The organism is Planctomycetota bacterium, assembly GCA_016872555.1.
In the GTDB taxonomy this organism is placed as follows: domain Bacteria; phylum Planctomycetota; class Planctomycetia; order Pirellulales; family UBA1268; genus F1-20-MAGs016.
This window is the reverse complement of record VGZO01000018.1, coordinates 1-22,455: the sequence shown is the minus strand read 5'-3', so window position 1 is coordinate 22,455 and position 22,455 is coordinate 1. Positions and strand designations below refer to the sequence as shown.

General features: G+C 71.9%; 17 protein-coding genes and 1 pseudogene. 9 read left to right on the top strand and 9 right to left on the bottom strand.

Going from position 1 to position 22,455, the window contains the following annotated elements; all coding sequences use genetic code 11:
• Window positions 1-8: 8 nt before the first annotated feature.
• Window positions 9-1,373, bottom strand: a complete 1,365-nt coding sequence (locus FJ309_08060) for a Gfo/Idh/MocA family oxidoreductase (protein MBM3954553.1) — start codon at window positions 1,371-1,373, stop codon at window positions 9-11.
• A 202-nt stretch (window positions 1,374-1,575) separates the two neighbouring features.
• On the opposite strand from FJ309_08060, the gene FJ309_08055 reads away from it, so the two are divergent.
• From FJ309_08055 to FJ309_08045, 3 genes are all read left to right on the top strand, one after another.
• The gene (locus FJ309_08055; GenBank protein MBM3954552.1) at window positions 1,576-3,756 is read left to right on the top strand and encodes a ThuA domain-containing protein; all 2,181 of its coding nucleotides are present in this window, start codon (window positions 1,576-1,578) and stop codon (window positions 3,754-3,756) included.
• Window positions 3,626-4,954, top strand: coding sequence for an N-methyl-L-tryptophan oxidase (solA, locus tag FJ309_08050; protein ID MBM3954551.1), 1,329 nt, complete (start codon window positions 3,626-3,628; stop codon window positions 4,952-4,954). The genes FJ309_08055 and solA overlap by 131 nt, the downstream gene beginning before the upstream one ends.
• A gap of 103 nt (window positions 4,955-5,057) precedes the next feature.
• Window positions 5,058-5,753 (top strand): penicillin-binding protein activator LpoB, encoded by a 696-nt coding sequence (locus FJ309_08045; GenBank protein MBM3954550.1) that lies wholly within the window; start codon window positions 5,058-5,060, stop codon window positions 5,751-5,753.
• A 239-nt stretch (window positions 5,754-5,992) separates the two neighbouring features.
• Here the strand turns inward: FJ309_08045 and rbsK are convergent, their stop codons facing one another.
• On the bottom strand, window positions 5,993-6,958 hold the full coding sequence (gene rbsK / locus FJ309_08040) for a ribokinase (GenBank protein MBM3954549.1): 966 nt from the start codon (window positions 6,956-6,958) through the stop codon (window positions 5,993-5,995).
• 113 nt (window positions 6,959-7,071) lie between these two features.
• Between rbsK and FJ309_08035 the strand changes: the two genes are divergently transcribed.
• Window positions 7,072-7,305 carry a hypothetical protein gene (locus FJ309_08035; protein ID MBM3954548.1) on the top strand — a complete coding sequence of 78 codons (234 nt, stop codon included), beginning with the start codon at window positions 7,072-7,074 and terminating at the stop codon, window positions 7,303-7,305.
• Between the two features lie 11 nt (window positions 7,306-7,316).
• On the opposite strand, the gene FJ309_08030 is transcribed toward FJ309_08035, so the two are convergent.
• From FJ309_08030 to FJ309_08020, 3 genes and pseudogenes are all read right to left on the bottom strand, one after another.
• Entirely contained in the window at window positions 7,317-8,141 is an 825-nt protein-coding gene (locus FJ309_08030; GenBank protein ID MBM3954547.1) for a sugar phosphate isomerase/epimerase, read from the bottom strand.
• Between the two features lie 69 nt (window positions 8,142-8,210).
• A pseudogene (locus tag FJ309_08025) lies at window positions 8,211-9,278 on the bottom strand (Gfo/Idh/MocA family oxidoreductase).
• Window positions 9,279-9,292: 14 nt separating this feature from the next.
• Window positions 9,293-10,138, bottom strand: coding sequence for a phytanoyl-CoA dioxygenase family protein (locus FJ309_08020; GenBank protein MBM3954546.1), 846 nt, complete (start codon window positions 10,136-10,138; stop codon window positions 9,293-9,295).
• A gap of 155 nt (window positions 10,139-10,293) precedes the next feature.
• Between FJ309_08020 and FJ309_08015 the strand changes: the two genes are divergently transcribed.
• Window positions 10,294-10,659 carry a VOC family protein gene (locus FJ309_08015; GenBank protein ID MBM3954545.1) on the top strand — a complete coding sequence of 122 codons (366 nt, stop codon included), beginning with the start codon at window positions 10,294-10,296 and terminating at the stop codon, window positions 10,657-10,659.
• Between the two features lie 22 nt (window positions 10,660-10,681).
• Here FJ309_08015 and FJ309_08010 read toward each other — a convergent pair whose 3' ends face one another.
• Window positions 10,682-12,136, bottom strand: a complete 1,455-nt coding sequence (locus FJ309_08010; GenBank protein MBM3954544.1) for an RtcB family protein — start codon at window positions 12,134-12,136, stop codon at window positions 10,682-10,684.
• Between the two features lie 121 nt (window positions 12,137-12,257).
• Between FJ309_08010 and FJ309_08005 the strand changes: the two genes are divergently transcribed.
• The 4 genes from FJ309_08005 to FJ309_07990 all read left to right on the top strand — a co-directional run bounded on the left by FJ309_08005 (window position 12,258) and on the right by FJ309_07990 (window position 18,905).
• Window positions 12,258-13,658, top strand: a complete 1,401-nt coding sequence (locus FJ309_08005) for a Gfo/Idh/MocA family oxidoreductase (GenBank protein ID MBM3954543.1) — start codon at window positions 12,258-12,260, stop codon at window positions 13,656-13,658.
• A gap of 212 nt (window positions 13,659-13,870) precedes the next feature.
• Window positions 13,871-15,679, top strand: a complete 1,809-nt coding sequence (locus FJ309_08000) for a CRTAC1 family protein (GenBank protein MBM3954542.1) — start codon at window positions 13,871-13,873, stop codon at window positions 15,677-15,679.
• Window positions 15,676-17,604, top strand: a complete 1,929-nt coding sequence (locus FJ309_07995; protein ID MBM3954541.1) for a CRTAC1 family protein — start codon at window positions 15,676-15,678, stop codon at window positions 17,602-17,604. Before FJ309_08000 ends, FJ309_07995 begins: the two co-directional genes overlap by 4 nt.
• Window positions 17,601-18,905 (top strand): tetratricopeptide repeat protein, encoded by a 1,305-nt coding sequence (locus FJ309_07990; GenBank protein MBM3954540.1) that lies wholly within the window; start codon window positions 17,601-17,603, stop codon window positions 18,903-18,905. The genes FJ309_07995 and FJ309_07990 overlap by 4 nt, the downstream gene beginning before the upstream one ends.
• 28 nt (window positions 18,906-18,933) lie before the next feature.
• Here FJ309_07990 and FJ309_07985 read toward each other — a convergent pair whose 3' ends face one another.
• The 3 genes from FJ309_07985 to FJ309_07975 all read right to left on the bottom strand — a co-directional run bounded on the left by FJ309_07985 (window position 18,934) and on the right by FJ309_07975 (window position 22,453).
• On the bottom strand, window positions 18,934-20,559 hold the full coding sequence (locus tag FJ309_07985; GenBank protein ID MBM3954539.1) for a hypothetical protein: 1,626 nt from the start codon (window positions 20,557-20,559) through the stop codon (window positions 18,934-18,936).
• Between the two features lie 9 nt (window positions 20,560-20,568).
• Entirely contained in the window at window positions 20,569-21,705 is a 1,137-nt protein-coding gene (locus FJ309_07980; protein ID MBM3954538.1) for a DUF1559 domain-containing protein, read from the bottom strand.
• 109 nt (window positions 21,706-21,814) lie between these two features.
• Complete coding sequence (locus FJ309_07975) at window positions 21,815-22,453, bottom strand: sulfite exporter TauE/SafE family protein (GenBank protein MBM3954537.1); 639 nt, start codon at window positions 22,451-22,453, stop codon at window positions 21,815-21,817.
• Between the last annotated feature and the right edge of the window lie 2 nt (window positions 22,454-22,455).

Sequence of the window (22,455 nt, the reverse complement as noted above, 5' to 3'; positions counted from 1 at the left end):
GGGACCAATCAGGCAAACGGGTCGCGCTCCGGGCGCGAGCGGAGGCCGTCGGCCTCGTGGTCGGGCCGGCCGTCGGCGGTGAGGAAAGCCTCCTGCACCGGGTCGAAGCGCAGCGGGCGGCCGAGGATCCACGCCAGCGCCGCGGCGTGGCAGGCGACGTGGCTGGTGCGCATCACGTCGGCGTTGCAGACCGTCGGCTGGCGCGACTTGACGCAGTCGAAGAAGTTGCGCGCGTGGAGCGCCGCATCGGTGCCGGCGATCTTCTTGGCGGCGGCGCCGATCGCCGGGCGTAGCGCCTCGTCGGAAAGATCGGTTCCCCCGGCGTCGCCCGTCTCCACCCAGCCGTCGTCGCCGACGAACTTCACGGGGCAGGTGCCGAGCTTGGTGTTCCAGTTGGGGCCCCGGTCGCCGAACGGGTCGGGGAGGAAGTCGATCACGAGCCTGACGCCGTCGGCGTAGCGGCACTCGAGCGCGGTCGGCTGCGGATCGAACTCGACCGGCGTCGTGCCGTCGTAGCCACCGGCCCACTGGCAGAGGTCGACGGTGTGGGCACCCCAGTCGAGCAGCTTGGCGCCTGAGTCGAAATCGTGATACCCGCGCCACTTGCCGTCGACGTACTGCTGGTTGAACGGGCGCCACGGCGCCGGGCCGAGCCACAGGTTCCAGTCGCACTCGTCGCGGTCGGGGGTGGGCTGGGCGGGGAGCCAGTCGTTGGCGAGCACCGGCTTGTAGGCCGAGGCGTGGAGCGTGCGCAGCGCCCCGAGCTTTCCCGACCGGGCAAGCTCGACTGCGGCGATGAAGTTGGGAACACTGCGGCGCTGCGTGCCGGCCTGGAAGATCCGCCCGGTACGACGGAATGTGTCGGCGAGCCGCTGGCAGACCCCGATCGAGATCCCGCACGGCTTCTCGCTGTACACGTCCTTCCCCGCCGCGGCGGCGAGCATCGAGGCCGGACCGTGCCAGCGGTCGCCGGTGGCGACGAGGACGGCGTCGATGCCGGGGCGATCGAGGAGCTCGCGGAAGTCACGAAACACCCGACAATCGGTGGTGCCGTAGTGGTCGTCGACGAGTTTCTTCCCGGCGTCGCGCCGCGTGCGCTGCACGTCGGCGATCGCCAGGCACTGCACGTCGGGCAGCGGCAGCATCGCGCCGAGAACGTAGCGGCAGCGCGGCCCGATTCCGATCACCCCCAGCGTGATCCGTTCGCTCGCCGCCGCCACTCCCGGCTCGAGGCCCAGCGCCCGCGCCGAGACGATCGTCGGCGCGGCCAGCGCCGCGGCCCGCAGCAGGTCGCGACGGCCGATGGAGCGCGCCCCCGGGCTGCCGGTGACCGGTTCGGGCGGGCCGGAGGTGCGGGGAGCGGAGGCAGCCATCGGTAGGGTGTCCTGAGAAGGAAGCTCACCAGCGGGGCGCGTCGCGGTGCCGCTCGTTGCCAGTTCCCCGATCCCGGTACGCTATCGTCTCCGCCGTGGCGACCGCAAGCCGGTGACCGCGGCGAGCACGGCCTCCGCCGTCGCGCCGGATCAAGGACGGCATGGAGGTCATGGACGTCATCGAGGTCATGGAGGCGAAGCGATGGGAGCGAGCGACGGCAGACGGTGCGGCGCGCGGTGTCTGATCGTGCTGGTCGCGGCCCTCCTCGGGGTCGGCTCGCGTTCGTCGTGCGCCGACGGTGCCGCCACCTGGCGCCTCGAGGCGCGACGGCAGACGCCCGGCGATGCCGCCCGCGACTGGTGGCGCACGGTGGCGACGCCGGTCGAGTGGCCGGCGCCGGCGACGGCCGTGATCGTGTGCGACGTCTGGGATCAGCACCACTGCAAGCGCGCGGTCGAACGGCTCGGCGAATTCGCCCCGCGGATCGCGGCGGTCTGCGACCGGATCCGGGCCACCGGCGGCACGGTGATCCACGCGCCGAGCGACTGCATGCCGGCCTACGCTCTCCACCCGGCCCGGAAGCGCGTCGTCGAGCTCGTCGCCGCCGGGCTTCCCGCCGGTTTCGTGCCTCCGGAGGCAGCCCGCGCCGGCTGGTGCTCGACGCTCGCGGCCGAGGCCGACGCCGAGTATCCCCTCGACCAGTCGCTCGGCGGCGAGGATGACGACCCGGCCGAGCACGCGGCCTGGGCGGCGGAGCTCGAGCGGCTGGGGCGGAATCCACGGATGCCCTGGCTGCGGCAGTCGCCGGACGTGCCGATCGACGCCGAGCGCGACTTCATCACCGACGATGGTGCGGAGACGGCGCGGGTGCTGGCCGCGCGCGGGATCCGGCACGTGATCCTCGTCGGAGTCCACCTCAACATGTGCGTCCTCGGCCGGCCATTCGGCCTGCGGCGGATGGCCGAGGCCGGACGCGACGTGGTGCTCGTCCGTGATCTCACCGACACGATGTACGACCCGGCCGAGTGGCCGTGGGTCAACCATTTCACCGGCACCGAGCGGATGATCGACCATGTCGAGCGGCACGTCTGCCCGACGATCGGCAGCGACGAGCTGCTCGGCGAAGGAGCGCGGCCGTTCCGGTCGCCGCGCGACGCCCGGCCGACGGTGGCGCTGGTCATCGCCGAAGACGAATATGGCAGCCACCGCACGCTGCCGGCGCTGGCGCGGCGGCGGCTCGGGGGCGCGTTTCGCGTCGTCGAGCACCATGTCGCCCCCGATGATCCCCACTCGATCCCCGGGCTCGAGCGGATCGCCGAGGCCGACGTGCTCGTCTTGGCCGTGCGGCGCCGCGGGTTGCCGTCGGGGCAGATGACGGCGCTGCGGGCGTTTCTCGCCGCGGGCAAGCCCGTGATCGGGATCCGCACGGCGAGCCACCCGTTCGAACCGCGGCCGCCGGTGGCCGACCGCGAGACCTGGCCGGAGTTCGACCGCGACGTGTTCGGGATCGAGTACACGGGGCACTTCGGCAAGGACGTGGCCTCGGTGATCCGCGCCGAGCGCGCCGCGGCGGTTCACCCGCTCCTCTCGGGCGTTCCCACCGAGGGGGAGCTGCCCCAGACCGGGTCGCTGTACCGGATCGCACCGGCGACACCGGCCACGGTCGTGCTCGCCACCGGGGCGATACCGGGCGAGGCGCCGCAGCCGGTCCTCACCGAGCTCCGCCGTCCCGACGGTGGCCTCTCGATCTATACGTCGGTCGGCCATCCCGACGACCTCGCGCGGCCGGAGGTGGAACGGGTGATCGTCAACGCCGTCCATGTGGCCGCCGGTGTGAAGCCACCTCGTGAGCTCGACCAGCGCGATCCCCACGATCCGGCGCTCCGCTGGGTCAGCGTGCGGAAAGTCGCCACGGCGGAATTCCCCGCGGCTGCCGATCTGGTCGTCCGCCATACCGGGAGCGCGTCGGCGCTCTGGGCGCGGACGGTGGTCGTGCCCGATGCCGCCGCCGCGGAACGGGGGCTCGAGCTCGTCGTCGCGCCCGCGGATGGGGGCGGCTTTGCCGCCGGCGCGCTCGAGGCCTGGTACGACGGCCGGCCACTGGCGGCGGAAGTCGTCGAGGGCCGCGGGACCGTGTTCACGCTGCCGGCCTCGATCCTCACGCGGCACCGCCCCGGGGTGCTGGCGGTGGAAGTCGCTGCCAGCGCCGTGCGCGCCTACGTCGACGCGACGACCACGCTGGTGGCGCGTGATGCCGCCGCGCACGTCATGCTCGACCGCTGGCAGATCCGCGTCGGCGGTGCCCGTGGCGCCGGGTTTCCCGACATGCCGTTGCCGGCCCAATTCGGCGGCCCGGCCGACGCCGTCACGGTGCTCGAATGATCACCGGCCGCTGTGGCGCAGCCGCGACTGCATCTGCACCGCTCGCGGTGGTGCGATGACGCCCGCGGGCTCCCATGCCGACGTGGTCGTCGTCGGCGGTGGCGGCATGGGCAGTGCCGCGGCGGCGGAGATCGCCGCGCGCGGCCGGAGCGTGATCGTCCTCGACCGCTTCCCGCCGCCGCACGACCGGGGCAGTTCGCACGGGCAGTCGCGCCTCATCCGTCTGGCCTACTTCGAGCATCCCGACTACGTCCCGCTCCTCCGTCGCGCCTACGAGCGGTGGCGTGCGCTCGAGGAGGAGACGGGGCGGGGGCTGCTCACCGAGTCGGGCCTGCTGCTCGTCGGTCCGCCCACGGGGGAGGCGATCCGCGGCACGCTCCACGCCGCCGCGGTCCACGGCCTGCCCCTCGAGCGGCTCGACACCGCCGCCGCGCGCGCCGCAAGCCCGCTGTTTTCCCTCCCCGACGACTGGGTCGCCCTTCTCGAACGCCGCGGCGGGTGGCTGCGCGTCGAGGAGTGCGTCGCCGCCCACGTCGATCGGGCGGTTCGGCATGGCGCGCGGATCGACACGGGCGTGACCGTCCACGGCTGGCGCGGCGGCGGCCGCGAGATCGTGATCGACACCGACCGGGGGACGTACGCCGCCGACCGGGTCGTCCTCGCGCCGGGGCCGTGGGCCGGCGACCTTCTCCAGCTGCCGAAGGTGACGTTCCGCGTCCTTCGCAAGGGGCTGTTCTGGTTTCGCCCGCGCGCCCGGCGCCGGGCGGAGTTCGCGCCTGGCACGCTCCCCTGCTTCGCCTTCGACCTGCCCGAGGGATTCTTCTACGGGTTCCCCGAGATCGACGGAAGCGGCGTCAAGGTCGCCGAGCACACCGGCGGCACGCCCATCGCCGATCCGCTGGCCGTCGACCGCGGGATCGACGAACAGGAAGTGGCGCGGGTCCGTCGGTTCCTCGCCGCGCACGTCCCCGCGGCGGACGGGCCGCCGGTCCGGTCCGCGGCCTGCCTCTACACGATGTCCCCCGACGGCCACTTCCTCCTCGGCCTCCATCCGGCCGATCCGCGGGTGGCGATCGCCGCCGGTTTCTCCGGCCACGGCTTCAAGTTCGCCGCCGTCGTCGGCGAGGTGCTCGCCGACCTCGCCCTCGCCGGCGCCACGGCACTGCCGATCGGCTTCCTGTCGCCCACGCGGTTCTGACGCCGGGCGCGTACCGGACGTGGGGAAATCCCGGGGGGAAATGGGCTCTCCGCCACGGCAGGGGACCCGCTAGGATCCCGCCCCCGCTCCGGAGCCCAACCCCATGCCGTCACCACGGCGCGCGTTCGTCTCGACGCTGGTCGTTCCGCTGGTCGCTGCCGCCTCGGCCGCCGGCTGCCGGGCGACCCGGTTCTCCCGGATCATCGAGCCGGGAGACCGGCTGATGACCGGAAGCCACCAGGCCGGCCAGGAAACGTTTCGCCCGCTGGTCAACGAGTCGGTGGCCAAGCTCCTGGCCCGGCACTGCGGCGACCCGGTCCGGCAGGTGTCGTTCGACGGCGTCGAGGTGGTGCCGCCGCCGCGGCGCCGGATCTGCTTTGTCGGCGTCGAGAACGCGAGCGCCGAGGACATCGGCGACTTCAAGGAGCAGGTGTTCGAGATCATCGACCAGCGGATCCTCGACAGCCAGTCGTTCGAGTCGATCAACCGCCGCGCGGTCGACGCCGCCCTCCGCGAGACGCGTTCGCGCCCCGACGAGCTGCTCGTCCCCGAGCGGATGCGTGCCTTCGCCGCGACGATGGAGAGCCAAGGGCAGCCGATCGACTTCCTCCTCTACGCCCGCCTCACCAGCGGCACCACGCGATCCAACCGCGATGAGCAGCGCGACTACCTGCTGACGCTCGAACTGGTCGATGTCCGCACCGGCACCTACGACAAGCAGTCGGCCGAACTTTCCAAGGGCTACCACCACAGCCGGCTGTCACGGTGGTGGGCCACCCGGCCCCGCAGCCGGCCGTGATCGCCTCGGCGTCGCCGGGCTGGCATGGCAGGCGACCGAACGGCCTGACACGCGCTGCTGGGGGCTGCTCCCCGATTCGATCCCGGTCGCCCGCCTCGAGCTCCCGGCCGGGAGCCACCGGCTCGACCTCGCCGCCGTGGACGGCGCGGGGCACCCGTTCGGTGCGCGCGGCCCGCTGCCGGTGACCGTGGCCGATGGGCGCACGACCTACGTCGTCGTCCACGCGACCGATGCCGGGATCATCGGTCGGCCGCTGGCCGGGGCGCCGTGACGTGCGCGGCGAGAAACGCCTCCTGTTCGGCACGCGTCGGCAGCGAGGGTTGGGCACCGCGGCGGGTCGCGGCCAGCGCGCCGGCGGCTGCGGCGCGGCGCGCGGCCTCGGCCGGGGGCAGCCGCTCGGCCAGCCCCACCGCGAGGGCGGCAGTGAAGGCATCGCCCGCGGCGGTCGTGTCGACCGCGGTGACCGAAAACGCCGGCAGCGCGACGACCCCGTCGCGGTTGGCGACGACGGCGCCGGCGGCGCCGCGCGTCACCACCACGAGGTGAGGGCCGCGGGCGAGCAGCTGACGGGCTGCCCCGGCAGCCGAGGTGACGTCGCCCGTCGCGGCACTGGTGAGCCGGGCGGCTTCGGACTCATTGGGCTTGAGGACCGTGACCAGCGCGGCGAGCTCGTCGGGAATGCCGCCGTCAGGCACTGGCGCCGGGTCAAGGAGCACCGGCACGCCGGCGGCCCGGGCGATGCGCGCCGCGTGCGTGACCGTGGCCAGGGGCACCTCGAGCTGGAGCAGGAGCAGATCGGCGCCACGGATCGCCGCCGCGGCCCGGTCGACATCGGCGACCGACAGCCGGGCATTGGCACCGGAGGCGACGGCGATCGCGTTTTCCCCGGCGCCGTCGACGAGGATCAGCGCCACGCCCGACGGTGCGGAGGGATCGGCGAGGCAGTGGGTGGTGTCGATGCCGTCGCGGGCGTAGCCGGCTCGGGCAGCCGCGCCGAAGGGATCGTCGCCGAGCCGGGCGACGAACGTCACCGCCGCACCGAGCCGCGCGGCGGCGACCGCCTGATTGGCCCCCTTGCCCCCCGGAGCCTGGAGCAGCTCGCCGCCGAGCACCGTCTCACCGGGGCGCGGAATGTGACCGCAGCGAACGACGAGGTCGGTATTGGCACTGCCGACGACGACGATCCGGGGACGGCGTGGGGTCATTGCTCGAAGGTGTGGCGGAGTTGACAGGAGCCGGTTTTCACGGCGACAATTCCGGGAGTGAACATCCGTTCTCGAGCGACGGCCAGGGCTGCCCCCGCAGTGGGGCGACGACCATGAACGCCGACTCGGTCAACGCCTGGTTGCGCAAGCAGCCCTTCGCCCCGTTTCAGGTCGCTACCAGCGCCGGGGAGAGGTTCGAGATCCGCCACGCGGAAATGGCGCTGCTGACGCGCGTCGAGCTGCTCATCGGTCTCGCGGAGCGACAGGGTGTGCCGACCCGCTATCGCTCGGTGGCATTGCTGCATGTCACGGCCATCGAGCCGATCGACTCGCCCGCCGCCGCGTGACGGAGCAGGGCTCATCGGCGGCAGCCGAGGTCGGCCATGATCTTCGCCGTGGCGTCGTGGGCCTCGGCGACCCAGTCCACGATCCCCGCCGGGTCGGGGGCGAATTCCAGCTCGACGCTCACCGTGCCGTCGTAGCCGGTGTCGCGGATCGCCGCCAGGTAGTCGGCGATCGGCGTCACGCCGCGCCCCGGCGGCAGGTCGCCGTGGCGCGTGCCGTCGCAGTCGGACAGATGGACGTGCTCGATCCGGCCGGCGAGCCGGGCGATCTCGGCCGGCGGGGTGCGGACGATGTGGAGGTGGGAGATGTCGCAGTTGGCACGGACGGTGTCGGGGAGGCCGACCTCGTCGAGGAGGCGGAGCATGCTGTCGATCGAATTGACCAGCGACATATGGAACGGCTCGAGCTCGATCGCGATCCGCACGCCACGGTCCGCGGCGTAGGCGCCGAGCCGGCGGCAGGCATCGACGGCGAGGTCCCACTGCTCCTGCGGCGGCACGCACTCCTTCTGCCAGACGTACTCGCCGAGGACGAGCAGGAGGTTGGTGCAGCCGTACTCCGCGCACAGATCGACGTGGGCTTTCGTTCGCGCGAGATGGCAGTCGCGGATCGGCGGATTCCAGTCGATCAGCCCGAGCGACACGCAACACAGGCTGACGATCGGCAGGTCGAGCTCACGGCAGACGGCGGGGATCAGCCGGCGCTCCTCCGCCGACATCACCAGGGGATCGGCGAGCAGGTCGACCGAGTCGAAGCCGAGCCGCTTCGTCTGCTCGAGGCCGAACCGGGTCCCCTTCCCTGCCTGGGCGAACGCCGAATTGATCAGTCCCAGTCGCATCGCTTTCCTCCTCGTGGCCGCGGGGCGAGAGTGCCCGCGGGCGTCATCTTCGCCGACGATCTCGCGCGGGTCCACCGCCCGTCCCTCACGGGCCGATCGGTAGGCGGCGTCGACCAGCGCCATCGTCATCAGGTTGTCGGCGCCAGTGCAGGTGGCCGGTGCGGTCCCCTCGAGGTCGCGGAGCAGTTCGGCCATCGGCCCCACGAAGGCGTCGGGAAACCAGGCCTCGGGCCAGCGCGGGCGGTGCCAGCCACCGGCCGTCGTCGTCCAGTCGAGCGTCGAGGGCGCGTGGTCCGGCCACCGCGGCCAGCCGATCGTGCCCAGCGCCGTGCCGCGCGTGCCCTCGACGCGAAACCGCACGAAGGCGTCCCCCTCCGCTCCCTCGCGGGCCGGCCCTGCCCAGACATCTTCCAGCGACGTGCACACCAGCCCCGAGTCGTACTGGAGCACCGACGTGCAGATCCCGTCGACGTGGGCGAACCGTGCGGCGGTCCGCGGGTCGGACCGGACGGCGGTGAAGATCGTCCGCGGGTCGCCGAACCAGCCCCGCAGGCAGTCGAGGTGGTGGATCGACATGATCCGCAGCGTCATCCAACCCTGGCGCTCCTGCCACGGCATCCAGTGGGGGATGGCGCGCATCTCGATCGTCGCCAGCACCGGGGCGCCGAGATCGCCGCGCTCGAGGAGCCGCCGGCAGGTGGCGACGGCGTGGTCGTGGCGCATGTTCTGGTTGACGACCAGGGCCGTGCCGGTGGCGGCGCAGGCACGGACCGCCTCCGCGGCCTCGGCGTGCGATCCGGCGAGCGGCTTCTGCGCGAGGATCCCGCGCACGTGCGGCCGCGCGGCGGCGGCACGGATCAGCGCCGGCTGCACGTCCGGCGGCACGGCGATGTCGACGACCGCCACGGCGGGGTCGTCGAGCAGCCGCTCGGCCGAGTCGTGGACCGTGGCGATGCCGTATCGCGCCGCCACGTCGGCCACCGCCTCGCGCCGCCGGGCCGCGATCGCGACCACGTTGAACCCCGCCGCCCGGTAGGCCGGCAGGTGGCAGTCGGCCATGATGAACCCGGCGCCGATGCAGCCGATCCCCGGGCTGCGGTCGCGGGGCAACGGTGGAAGGTGGTCGGGAAACGCCATCGGCGGGGCGGGTGTCACGCGCGGCCTGCACCTTCGCCGCGCGCCGAGGCGTCGCGCGCGACGTCGAGCCAGGCGACGTCGGCCGACGAATCGGCGAACCGGCGGATCCCCACCTCGCGGATGCGCGCGTCGGGGACGACGTCGAGCGGCGTGTAGCGCGGGTGATGCGACTCCTTGTAGGGATCGTTCCGGGCGGCGTTGTAGCAGCAGATCATCGACCAGCGCGGCTCGTCGGAGCGGTTCATGTCGGAGCGGTGGAGGAGGTTGGCGTGGAAGAAGATCGCATCGCCGGGGTCCATCTCGCAGTGGACCAGCGGCAGGCGCTCGAGCAGCGCGGTGACGCGCTCCATGTCGGCACCGGCCTGCTCACCCGATTGGACGTGGTCGATGCGCCCGACCTCGTGCGACCGGGGAATCACCTGGAGGCAGCCGTTGGCCTTGGTGGCGCCGTCGACGGCGATCGAGACGCTGGTGAGGAGCGGCCAGAGGACGCCGTTGCGATACCAGTAGCCGTAGTCCTGGTGCCAGGTCCAGGCTCCGCCGACGCGCGGATCCTTCATGATCATCTTCGAGTGGTAGTGGTAGACCTCGCCGCCGAGGAGCGCCTCGGCGGATCGGACGACGCGCTGGCAGCGGGCGAACATCCCGTAGATCCCGTCGCCCGGATGGTTCCACAGCGACAGCCGGACCGTGCCCCCTTCGCCGTCGGCGCGGCCGAACGAGTGGCGGTCGAGCTCGCGGTCTTCCTTGGCGGCGCGGCGGAGGAGATCGATCTCGTCGCGGTCGAAGAACCCGCGGGCGATGCAGTAGCCCTCGCGCTGGTACTCGGCGATCTGGTCGGTGGTGAGCATCGGTGAGATCCTCCGAAACGCGGTGGCCCGGCAGCGTTTTCCGAGAGCCTACCAGCCTCGGGGCGGGCCGTCGTCGGGGCCTGTCCGCGACGGCGCTCGTCCGGCCCCGCGCCCGGCGCGCTGGCCACCGGCTATCCTGGGCGGCTCTTCCCCGGAGCGATCGCATGCACGTCGAGCGGCTGAAGTACGTCATCTGGGCGGCCGATTTCGACCGCGCCATCCGGTTCTGGTGCGACACGTTCGGCGGCCGGTTGCTGAAGCGCAACCCCGTCATCGCCGAGATCGAGATCGCCGGCGCGGTGATCGGCATCCATTCCGGCGGCGAGGGCAAGCGCACCTGGACGGGCATCAATCTCCAGGTGGCCGACGTCGTCGCCGCCGCCGGTGAAGTGGCGGCCGCCGGCGGGGCGCTGGCGCGCGAGCCGGAGCCCGAGGAGGGCGAGCCGCCCCACCTGGCGATGTGCGTCGATCCCGAGGGCAACGAGTTCATGCTCACGCGGCGCCGCGAGCGGCCCGCCGCGGCGACCTGACGGGGGCACGGCCGCGGGCCCGTCAGTCTTCGGGTTTCTCCCCCTCCGGCGCCATCTTCACCAGCCGCGGGTCGAACCGGGCAACCGTCTCGACGAGGTCGGCCTGGGCGGCCATCACGGCGTGGATGTCCTTGTAGGCGTGGGGCACCTCGTCGATCCCGGCGCTGAGCAGGCGCACGCCGCGCTGTTCGAGGAGCGGCTTGATCTCCTTCCAGCGGTAGGTCTCCCGCGCTTTCGTCCGGCTCATCCGCCGCCCGGCCCCGTGGCTCGCCGAGGCGAGCGACGAGGCCACGCCGCGCCCGCGCACGAGAAAGCCGGGGGCGGCCATCGATCCCGGGATGATCCCCAGGACCCCCGCGCCCGCCGGCGTCGCCCCCTTGCGGTGGACGATCACGCGGCGGCGGACGCCGTCGATCTCGTGGTCCTCCTCCCAGGCGAAGTTGTGGTGGTTCTCGACGTCGAGGATCACCCGCGCGCCGAGGTGCTCGACGACGTGCCGGTGGATGCAGGCGTGGTTGGCGGCGGCGTAGCGCCCCATCAGGTTCATCGCCGCCCAGTACTCCTGCCCCGGCTCGGAGTCGAGGTCCAGCCAGCCGAGGTGCCGCATCGCACCGGGAAGGTCACGGCAGCGGTTCATCGCCAGCCGCGAATAGTGGTCGCAGACCGCCGCACCGGTGCCGCGCGATCCGGAGTGGGAGAGGAGCGCCAGAAACGTCCCCCCCGAGGCGAGGCCGAGCCGCCCCGCCTCGTCGCCCGCGACGGTGAACGTGCCGAATTCGACGAAGTGGTTGCCGCTGCCGCTGGTGCCCAGTTGCAGCCGGGCCTTGTCGCGGAGGCGGGCGGTGACCGGAGACACGCTCCAGTCGTCGTCGAGGACCGCGTGCTCGCGCGGCCGCGTGCGCTGCGGGTCGCCGCGCCGGCCGAACTCGGCACCGACGCCGAACCGCGTCTCGGTCTCGAGCGCGGTCGTCAGCCGGTCGGGGCGCTCGTCGAGCCACTCCGGCGGCAGGTCGAGAACCGAGAGCTTCATCCGGCAGGCGATGTCGACGCCGACGGCGTAGGGGACGACGGCGCCGTCGGTCGCGAGGACGCCGCCGATCGGCAGGCCGTAGCCGACGTGGGCGTCGGCCATCAGCGCGCCGGCCGCCGCCACCGGGAGGCGCATCGCCGCGTTCATCTGGCCGACCGCGTCCGGCTCGAGTCCCTCGCCCCACTGACGCCAGGCGAGCGGTTCGTCGCGCGGCGCGAACGCCGCGGCGTCGGCCGCCGTGGCCGCCTGGTGCCCGCCGACCGCCGCCGCGAGGGGGCCGAACAGCGGATCGGCGACGAATTCCTGCGGCGTGGCGACGAGCCCGGCGAGGATCCGGCGGATCTCCCCCGGATCCATCCCCGTGCGCCGGGCCTCGCCGACGAGCCATCCGGCACGGTCGACGAGCGACGCGGGAATCCCCATCCGGACGAGCGACTTGGAGTTCATGCCCGGAGCCTACCGCGCGAGCCGGTCGCTGTTGCCGGCGGCGGTCCGGGAACGGCACACTGTCGCCCATGCCGGCCGACAGGCACGGTGCCAGGCTTCGAATCCCCCGGGAGGCGGTCCGATGACAGCGCGGAAGACTCGTGGGTTTTCACGATCGGGGCCGGCGGCCAACGCCGTTTCGCGCCGGAAGGTGCTCGCCGGCGGAATCGCCGCCGGTCTGTCGGCCCGGGGCTGGGCGCGGGCCTACGGTGCCAACGAGCGGGTACGGATCGCGTCGATCGGCTGCGGCGGCAAGGGCTTCTCCGACCTGCTCGACACCGCCAAGAGCCCCCACGCCGACGTCGTCGCGCTATGCGACATCGACGAGTCGAAGGGCCACCTCGGCAACGCCGCCGAGAAGTTCCCGATGGCCAAGACCTACACCGACTGGCGGAAGCTGCTCGACGACCCGGGCGCGCTCGACGCCGTGATCGTCTCGACCCCCGACCACATGCACGCCGCGCCGGCGCTGGCGGCGATGCACCTCGGGAAGCACGTCCAGTGCCAGAAGCCGCTGACCCACACCGTGTTCGAGGCCCGGCAATTGCGGCAGGCCGCGGAGCGCTTCGGCCTGGTGACCCAGATGGGCAACCAGATCCAGTCGCACCCCTCGTACCGCACCGCGGTGAAACTCGTCCACGACGGCAAGCTGGGGAAGGTCACGGCGGTCCATTCGTGGCAGTCGGGGGGGATGCCGTGGCGGAAGCTCGACGATCGCCCTGCGGGCGGTGCCGACGTGCCGGCCGGAGTGCACTGGGACGAATGGCTCGGGGTCGCCGAGCAGCGCCCGTTCCAGCCGGAGATCTACCATCCGTTCAATTGGCGCGGGTGGCAGGCATTTTCCAACGGCCAACTCGGCGACTTCGGCTGCCACATCCTCGATCCGGTGTTCATGGCGCTGGGCCTGACGGCGCCGCTCTCGGTCCGCGCCGAGGCGACGCCGATGAACGACGAGGTCTGGTACACCAAGTCGGCCGTCCGCTGGACGTTTCCCGGCACGCCGCGCACCGCCGGCCCGACGGTCGACGTGACGTGGTACGACGGGCCGGGGCACAAGCCTTCGCTCGACACCCTCGGCCTCGTCGCCGGAGACCTGCCGCCGGGAAAGGATGGCGCGGAGGGGGCACTGCCCGGCTCGGGCTCGGTGATCATCGGCACGGCTGCGAGCCTCGTCGTGCCCCACTTCGCGATGCCCTATTTCGTGCCGGTGGCGAAGTTCACCGAGGTCACGATTGAGCCCGAGGCGGCCCGCGACCACTACACGAGTTGGATCGACGCGATCCGGGGCACCGACCATACGACCAGCGCCTTTGCCTACTCCGGACCCCTCACCGAGGCGGTGTTGCTCGGGACGATCGCCGCCCGCCACCCGGGGGCCCTGCTCACCTGGGACTCCGCGGCCCTGACGCTTGCCGGCCATGCCGGAGCGAGCGCCTGTGTCACCAAGGGGTATCGCGATGGCTGGCAGCCGGCCTGGGTGTGAGAACCGAGTGGGGCTGGCAGACCGAGTGAGGCTGGCAGCCGGCCACCGACCGGCCGCTTGAGCGGGGTGGAGGGCGGTTTTATCCTGCCGGAGGGAGAGCACCGTCGCCCGGCGGGTGCCGCTGCGTATGCTGAAACGAGCCCGGTGACGGCCCGATCGGCGCGTGGCGGCCGGGACTACGGTAAGTCGTCGGCGAGCCTGCGGGTGCGAGCATGAGGCGGGCGATCGTCATTCCCCTCCTCGTGGCAGGCGCCCTGATGGGCGGCTGGCTCGTGCTGCGGTCGTCTTCCCGGCCCGTCGAGCCTCCCCCGCCGGCCGTGCCGCCGATCGCGGCGGAGCCCCGGGCCGCGTCCCCGCAGCCGCAGCCGGCTCCCCAGCCTCCGACGGGTCCGGCGTGGTTCACCGACATGTCGGCCGAGTCGGGAGTGGATTTCGTCCATCACTCCGGCGACTCACCGGAGAAGCCGTTTCCGTCGGCCAACGGCAGCGGGCTGGCGACGTTCGACTTCGACCTCGACCGCCGCCCCGACCTGCTGTTCGCCGCCGGCAATCCGTTTCCGGTCGATCCGGCGACGGCGCGGCAGGCCAATCGCTGCTACCGCAACCGGGGAGCGTGGCGGTTCGACGACGTCACCGTCGCCACCGGCCTGGGGCACCGCGGGTACACCCACGGGATCGCCGTCGGTGATGTCGATGCCGACGGGTTTCCCGACCTGTTCCTCGCCTGTTACGGGGCCGACGTGCTGTACCGCAACAACGGTGACGGGACCTTCGCGGTCGTGACTTCCGGCGTCGAGGACCCGCGCTGGAGCTCGACGGGGGTGTTTTTTGACGCCGACGCCGACGGCCTGCTCGACCTGTTCGTCTGCCGCTACGGCAAATGGACCCCGGAGGACAACCCGTTCTGCGGCGACCGGGCCCGTGGCCGGCGCGTGTTCTGCAGTCCGATAACGGTCGAGCCGGAGGCCGATTCGCTGTGGCACAACGACGGCGACGGGAGCTTCCGCGACGTCACGGCCGATGCCGGTCTCGACGGCCGCCCGGTGCGCGGGCTCGGCGTGGTGGCCACGCGGCTCGACGACGACGAATGGATCGACCTGTACGTCGCCAACGACCTCAATCCCAATCAATTGTTTCTGGGCGGTCCGGACGGACGGTTCCGCGATGCCAGCGACCTGTCGGGCACGGCGTTCGATTCGCTGGGGCGCGTGAAGTCGAGCATGGGGGTCGACGCCGCCGACACCACCGGGTCGGGACGCTGCGACCTGATCGTCACGGACTTCGAGGGGGAGTACGACCTGTTCTTCGCCAACGCGGGCGGGGGCACGTTTCACGATGCCAGCGAGCGCAGCGGGATCGGCCCCCCGGGGCTGCCGCTGGTCGGCTGGGGGGTGCAGTTCGCCGACTTCGACGGCGACGGCCGCGAGGACGTGGTCATCGCCAACGGCCACGTGGGGGACGAACGGCGCGAGGTCCGCGGGGCCGAGAGCCTGCGGCAGCCGCTGCTCGTGCTCGCCAATCGGGGCACCCGGTTCGCCCCCGTGCCCGCCGCCACGCTCGGCACGCCATTCGTCGATCTCCACCAGGGGCGGGCGGTGGTCGCCGCCGATCTCGACGGCGACGGCGACGCCGACCTCGCCTTCAACCACCGCGACGAGCCGGCCGCCCTGCTCCGCAACGATGCCGCCTCGGCGGCGACCGCGACGCAGGCGCTCGTCGTCCGCCTCGTGGGCACGCGCGGCAACCGCGACGCGATCGGCTCGAGCGTCACCCTGCGCGGCTCCACCGGGCCGACGCAGCACCGCCCCGTCAAGGGAGGCGGGGGCTATCTGTCGTCGCGTGATCCGCGCCTGGCGTTCGCCGTGTTGCGGACCGAGCCGTCGGCAGGGCTCGAGATCCGCTGGCCCCACGGCGGCCGTTCGTCGGTCGCGGGTCTCGCCGCTGGGCGCGAGTATGTCGTGATCGAGCCGACCACCGCCGACGGGGATCCGACCGTCGTCGACCTGGGGGAGGTCCGATGAGCGTGGTCCAGCGAACCTGCGCGACGCGCCAGTGGCGGCTGGTGGCGATTGTCGGTGTCGGGAGCTTGGCGGCGCTCGCGATTGTCGGCGGCTGCAGCCGTTCTCCGCCCGCCCCGGCGGCAGGAGCGCGGCCTGCCGCAGGCGCGGCGGCGGCGCCGCGGGCCGCCGAGCCGGTCGTGGCGCCCGAGCGGTCGCCGGGCCGCTCCACCGCCAGCCAACGGGGCGCCGTCACGCCGGTGTTCACCGACGTGGCCCGCGCCGCGGGGGTCGACTTCACGTTCGACCGCGACGCGGTGCCCGGGCGCTGGTTGGTCGTCGAGATCATGGGCGGGGGCGTGGCCTGGATCGACTTCGACCGCGACGGCTGGCTCGACCTGTTTCTCACCAACGGTGGCCGGATCGAGTATTCGAAGGGGCCCGAGCGCGACGCGCCCGATCGGCTGTTCCGCAGCCGTGGCCGTGGGGCCGACGGCAGCGTGAGCTTCACCGACGTCACCGCGCCGGCGGCGGTCGTCGATCCGACCTACAGCCAGGGTGTGGCGGTCGGGGATTACGACGCCGACGGGTTCCCCGACCTGTACCTGGCCAACTACGGCCCCAACGCCCTGCTGCGCAACAACGGCGACGGGACGTTCACCGCCGTGACCGGCCCGGCCGGCGTCGGCGACGACAACTGGGGCACCGGCGCCGTGTTCACCGACCTCGACTTCGACGGCATCCTCGACATCTACGTCACCAATTTCCTCGACAACGTGCCGGCCAACGCGCGCCCCTGCTTCGTCGGCGCCGAAGTCGTCGGCGCGACCGAATATGCCTCGCGCGAGGGCTACTGCGGTCCGGGCAATTACCGCGGCGAGCAGGACGCCGTGTACCGCGGCCGCGGCGACGGGACCTTCGCCCCTGCGGCGGCCGAGCTGGGATTCGTGGAGAGCGAGGGGGCGGGCAAGGGGTTGTGTGTCGCCGTCGCCGATCTCGACGACGACCTCAAGCCCGAGATCTACGTCGGCAACGACATGACCCCGAACTACCTGTATGTCGCCGGCACCAGCACCGAGCCGACGCCGACCGGATCGGTGCCGCGCGTCCGCTACGAGGAAGTGGCGTTCGACCGCGGCTGTGCGGTGAGCGACCGCGGGGAGAACGAGGCCACGATGGGGATCGTGATCGACGACCTCAACGACGACGCCCGCCCCGACATCTTCCTGTGCCACTTCTACAAGGCGAAGAACACGCTCTACCACAACCTCGGCCGGCTCCAATTCGCCGACGAGAGCCGGCGGACGCGGATCGCTGCCACGAGCTTCGACAATCTCGGCTTCGGGACCGTCGCACTCGACTGGGACCGCGACGGAAAGCTCGAGATGTTCAACGCCACCGGCCACGTCCTCGGCCCGAACTACATCCCCGAGCGGATGACCCCGCAGCTCCTGCGGCGGATCGACAAGGAGCGGTTCGCCGACGTCTCCGCCGACGTCGTCGGTGACTACTTCCACGGCACCTACCTCGGCCGTGGCGTCGCCGGGGGCGACTATGACAACGACGGCGACCTCGACATCGCCGTCGCCCACAACGATTCCCCGTTCGCGCTGTTGCGCAACGACACCGCGGCACCGGGGCGGTTCCTCGGCCTCGAGCTCGAGACGGCCGGCCGAGTCCCGCCGGTCGGCGGCCGCGTCGAGATGGTGTGCGGGCCGATCCGGATGGTGCGGCCGGTCGTCGCCGGGGGCAGCTACATGGCCAGCCACGACCCGCGGCTCCTGTTCACGCTGCCGCCGGGAAGCGAACCGGCCGCCGTCACGATCCACTGGCCGTCGGGGCGCGTCGATCGGGTCTCGCTCGGCGGCGACCGCCATTGGCGCGTGACCGAGGGGCAGGAGCCGGTCCCGCTCGACGACTCGGGGCGCCCGAGCGGAGGCCGGTCATGAGCCGTCCCTCGTCGTGGTACCGGTTCGGTCGGCTGGTGGCGCTCGTCGTCGTGTCGGTCGCCGGGGCGCTGGCAGTCGCGCTCGGTGCCGAGTGGTGGCAGGAGTGGCCGCTCCGCAAGGCGCGGACGGCGCTGGCCGCCGGCGACGCGGCGCGGGCGGTGGCGCTGACCGACTACTTCCTCGACGCCCACCCCGACCATGGCGAGGCGTCGGCCCTCAAGGCGCGGTCGCTGATGGCCCGCGGCGAGGCCCGCGTGGGCCAAGGCGACACCCGCGGGGCCGTCGAGGATGCCCGCGCGGCGGCCGGGCTCTATGACCGTGTCGGGGCGGCGACTCCCGACGACATGCACGCCTGGGCGCGGGCCTATCTGGTGCAGGAGTCGTGGTCCCGGGGGGTCCAGTTCCTCAAGCAGTACCTGCGGCTGCGTCCCGACGACCCCGACGCCCTGTACGAATTGGCGATGAGCGAGGCGCGGATCGGGCTGTTCGAAGACGCCCTGGCCGCTGCCGGCCGCTACACCGCCTGCCCGGGTCAGGAAGCCCGCGGCACGCTCCTTCAGGCGATCCTTCACCACGACATCCAGGACGACGACGCCGCCCTCGCGGCATTTTCGCGTGTGACCGAGATGGCGCCCACGGCCGAGGGGCTCCAGCTACCGCCGGCGGAGGTCTGGTTCCTGTACGGCAGCCTGCTCCTCGCCGAGGGCGACGCGCCGGCGGCCATCGGCTGGTTGGAGAAGAGCCAGGCGATCCGCCCGTCGGCAGCCACGCTCTACGAGCTGGGGCGGGCGAAGAACCAAACCGGCGAAGCCGCCGCAGCCGTCGCGGCGTGGAAGCAGGCCGTCGAGCTCGACCCGCGCGGCGTGTCGCCGCGCGAGGCGCTCGCCGAGGAATCACTCACCGCCGGACGGATCGACGAGGCGGCCGAGTGGCTCGCGCCGCTCGAGGCCGTCGCGGCTGAACGGACGGAGACGGCGTATCTGTTCCAGCGGCTCGCCGCCGCCCGCCGCGACACCGAGGCATTCGAGCGCTGGAAAGCCCTGGCCGACCGATTGCGGAGTCACGGCCGGCGGATCCAGTCGCTCGAGAGCCTGATGGTCTCGACTCCGGCGTCCCCCTGGGCGATCGCCCTCCGCGCCCACCGCTTCGCGTCGGCGGGCAACTGGGCCGAGGCGCAGGACCTCCTGCTCGCCGTCACCGGGACCTATGACGACGAGCCCTTCATCCGCGACCTGCGCGCGGCGATCCGGTCGCGCGGAAAGCTGCCATCGCTGGAAGGCGTACCGATCGAGGCCCATTGAGCATCGAGACGCCCGCCGTCCGACCGGCTCACTTGTTCTGCTGCTGCTGGTACTTGGGCTGCATGTTGGCGGGCATGTTCTGCATCGCGCGCTCGCGGGGGCTGATTCCCGTGTCGACCGTCGAGGGCTTCTCCGGCGGAGGCGCCTTCGTGCAGCCACTCGCCGCCATCACCGCCGCCACCATCGCCACGGCAACCAGTCCGCGTGTCATCGCCACGTCTCCGTCGCACGCCTTGCGAGGTGCCGCGTCCGCGTGGACGCGCTCGTCACCCCCCACCACCTGTCGTATTGTCATCGATTCCCGCCCGTCGGGCAAAGGGCAGCCGCCGAACCGGGCGTTGATCTCCCACGCCACGCGTCCGGGAGCCGCACTGACCGGGGACGCGAGCGCCGCGCGGGCCGCCGCCCAGCCAGCCGCCTCCCGGGGGCGATTCAGGTCGCGATAAAACGCCTCCATCTCCGCGAGGAGCGCCGGGTCCGACAGGTCGGCCAGCCGCTTGAAGAGCCGCTGATGGACCTCTTCCTTCATGAGCCGTTCGATCCGCCGCGCTTCCTCGCGCCGGGCGTTGGCCCCCTGCTCGTCGCCGGCCCGGGCGAGGCACGTCGCCGAACGATTGACGGTCTGCCAATCGACAGGTCCGGGCCAGATTGCCAGCGCTTCATCGTAGGCGGTCACGGCGCCGGCCGCGTCCCCGTCCGCATCGGCCAGCACCCGGCCGCGTGCCAAGGCATACCGGCGGCTACGGTCCGAGGCGGGCCAGCGGGCGAATGCCTCGGCGGCCTTCTCCGCTTCCCCGACGTCGCACAGGACGTCGATTTCGGTCGACAGCCAATAGGGATCGCCGCGCCCCTCGGGCGGCACCACCGTCGCCGCACGATCGAGAACCTCGACGGCGACCTCCGGTTCACCGCGCGACAGGAACCATCGGGCCAGCGCCGCATGGCCCCAGGGCTCGGTCGGCTCGGCGCGGACGAACCGCTGCAGGCGCCGACCCTCGACGATATCGACCGGGTCGGAGATCGCCTGCCGAAACCCCATCAGCGTGTCGAATTCGGCCAGCGTGGTCTGCGGAAAGAACTGGCTGGCATACCACTCGCGCAGGCGCAGGGGCCGCTCGGCTTCCGGGCTCAGTTCGTACGCCTTCCAAAACAGCTCCTCGACGTCGTCGATCCGTCCGATCAACTCGAACAGCCGCCAGGCGAGCAGATGGGCCTCGAGCGACTCCGGATCGAGCTTCATCGCGCGCTCGAGGCTCCGCCACGCGGCGACCGGCTCGTAGCGCAGGAAGAGGTGGACACGCGCCGCGGCGATCCGTGCGGCCGCGGCTTCGGGGGCGTCGTCGGGGATCTGCTCGAGTCGCTCGATCGACTCGGTGATCCGCTGCAGGAGCGGCAGGCCATCGTCTTTCACCAACGCCTCGGCCCGCAGCATGTTGGCCGAGGGATCGCGCGGGTGGAGCCTGAGGTAGCGCTCGAGCGGCGCGTGGACGTCGGACCACAGGCCGTGCTTGGCCAGGCCCTGGGCCATCGACAGGCCGGCCTGACACCATGCGGCGAGGCCGACGGCTCCCGCCACGAGTCCACAAACGACGAGGGCCGCGAGGCCCCGGTAGCGACCGGAAACCCCGCGGCCCACGACATGGCTCTTTGGCATGCTCGGAGATCACTCCGAATTTGCGGTGTTTTCGCGACCGGCCCGCGTGCCCATCGCCCACCACACGTCGTTGGCGACGTTGTTGGAGACGGAACGGACCGACCCGTCCACCATGCCGACGTTGACGAGGCCGGAGTGCTCGCTCGTCGCGGCAAGGGCGTTTGAACCACCCCAGTCGCCGGCGTCGTTCCACGAGTGGCAACTCTTCTCGTTGGGCATCATCGTGTGGGAGTAGGCAGCACCGACCGCCGCCATGCCCCACGACCAGCTGCCGCCACGCATCACGCGGCCACCGCCGGCGTCGTTGAGGCTCGTGAGCGAGAGGCAGCTGTTGCGGACCTCCGCCGTCGAGTTGCCATTCGCCCAGTTGTAGACCTGCTGCCGGTGGAGGGACGGGTCATTGGTGATGTTGCCGGCCCAGCTCTCGATCACGAATTCCGAGTAGGCGGCAGTCTTGCTCGAGCCGTCGGGGATGCTCGCGAACGTCCGCGGCGGATCGTTCCAGGTTTGCGGGCTGGCGTGGCCCCCCGCCATCAGGCCGTTATGACGACCGTCGTTGGCCTGCCGGGCACCTATCGTCGCATGCGGCGGGTCGAACGCCGTGCCCATGTTGATCGAGTAGGTGTGGTTGGCGTTGTTGTTGCCGATCCGATTGGGATTCGACGGGCAGTTGAACACGGAGATCTTCGTGTTGAGAGCGACCTGGTTGTTGCCGCTCCAACCTTCGTAATAGCTGCCGCCGTCCTTCGCACCCGAGAGGGCGTTCCAGGTGGTCGCCTGCTCGATGTAAGGCAGGAGGTAGACCTTGTCGGAGAAGTAGTACGCGCCGCCCCAGTTGTCGCCCCAGCCGACGGTCAGCGGGAACTGCTTCTTGGCGTCGTGATGATTTTGCAGGCCGAGCAGGATCTGCTTGAGGTTGTTGGTGCACTGCGACCGCCGTGCGGCTTCACGGGCGGCCTGCACGGCCGGCAGCAACAGGCCGACGAGCGTGCCGATGATCGCGATGACGACGAGCAGTTCGACGAGCGTGAATGCCCGTCGACTGCGGGTGTAGACCTGGGTACTCATGAGAAGGCTCCAAGTGGCAAAAATGAATGAAACAACCGCCAGCGATCCGCTACGGATCAATCGGCCTCGAGCGTCCATCCCCCTAAATCGACTCTGGCGAAGGATAGCGATCGGCGTCACAATCGGCAATTCCTGGCAAGGGGTTGCAGCGGTTTTTTGCCGTCGCGAAACGGTTCGAGGTCGACCGTCAGGCACCTCCTGCGAGGGGTGTGGCCAGGAGTGGCCCGATGCTCGCGCCGAGCATTTTGAGACTGGCGATCGCCAAGACGATCGCCAGGAGCACGCGCAGCGACCGGACCGGGAGCTGAAAGGCCCCCGCCTGGGAGCCGAGCAAGCCGCCGATCGCAGCGGCTGCGACCACGGTTTTCCCGGCGATCTGTGGGGTCGACGCCGACATACCGAGCGCCACGAGGCCCGCGATCGAATTGACCAGGATGAAGGGCGCCGTGACCCCGGCGACCGTCTTGAGGGGTGCCGCCCGTGCCGCCAACAGGGCTGGCGTCAGGAAAATACCCCCGCCCACGCCGGTCAGGCCGGAGAGCAGCCCGATCGCTCCCCCGAGGAATGTCAGTTGCCATGTCGGCAACGCCCTCGGAAGCGGCGGGGCGGCCGGCGCGCTGGGTTTCGGGACACTGGCGATCGCCTGCTGCACTGCCGACCAGGCCAGCACCGCCCCGAGCAGCGCCTCGAGCCAGTGGACCGGGAGCGTCGTTCGCCCACCGAGCCACGCGCAAGGAGCGCTCGCCAGCGCCAGCGGCACGAGGAATCCGAGCCGCAGGTGGCCGGCCCGGGCAAACTGAACCGTCGCGATCGCGGCGACGACCACGT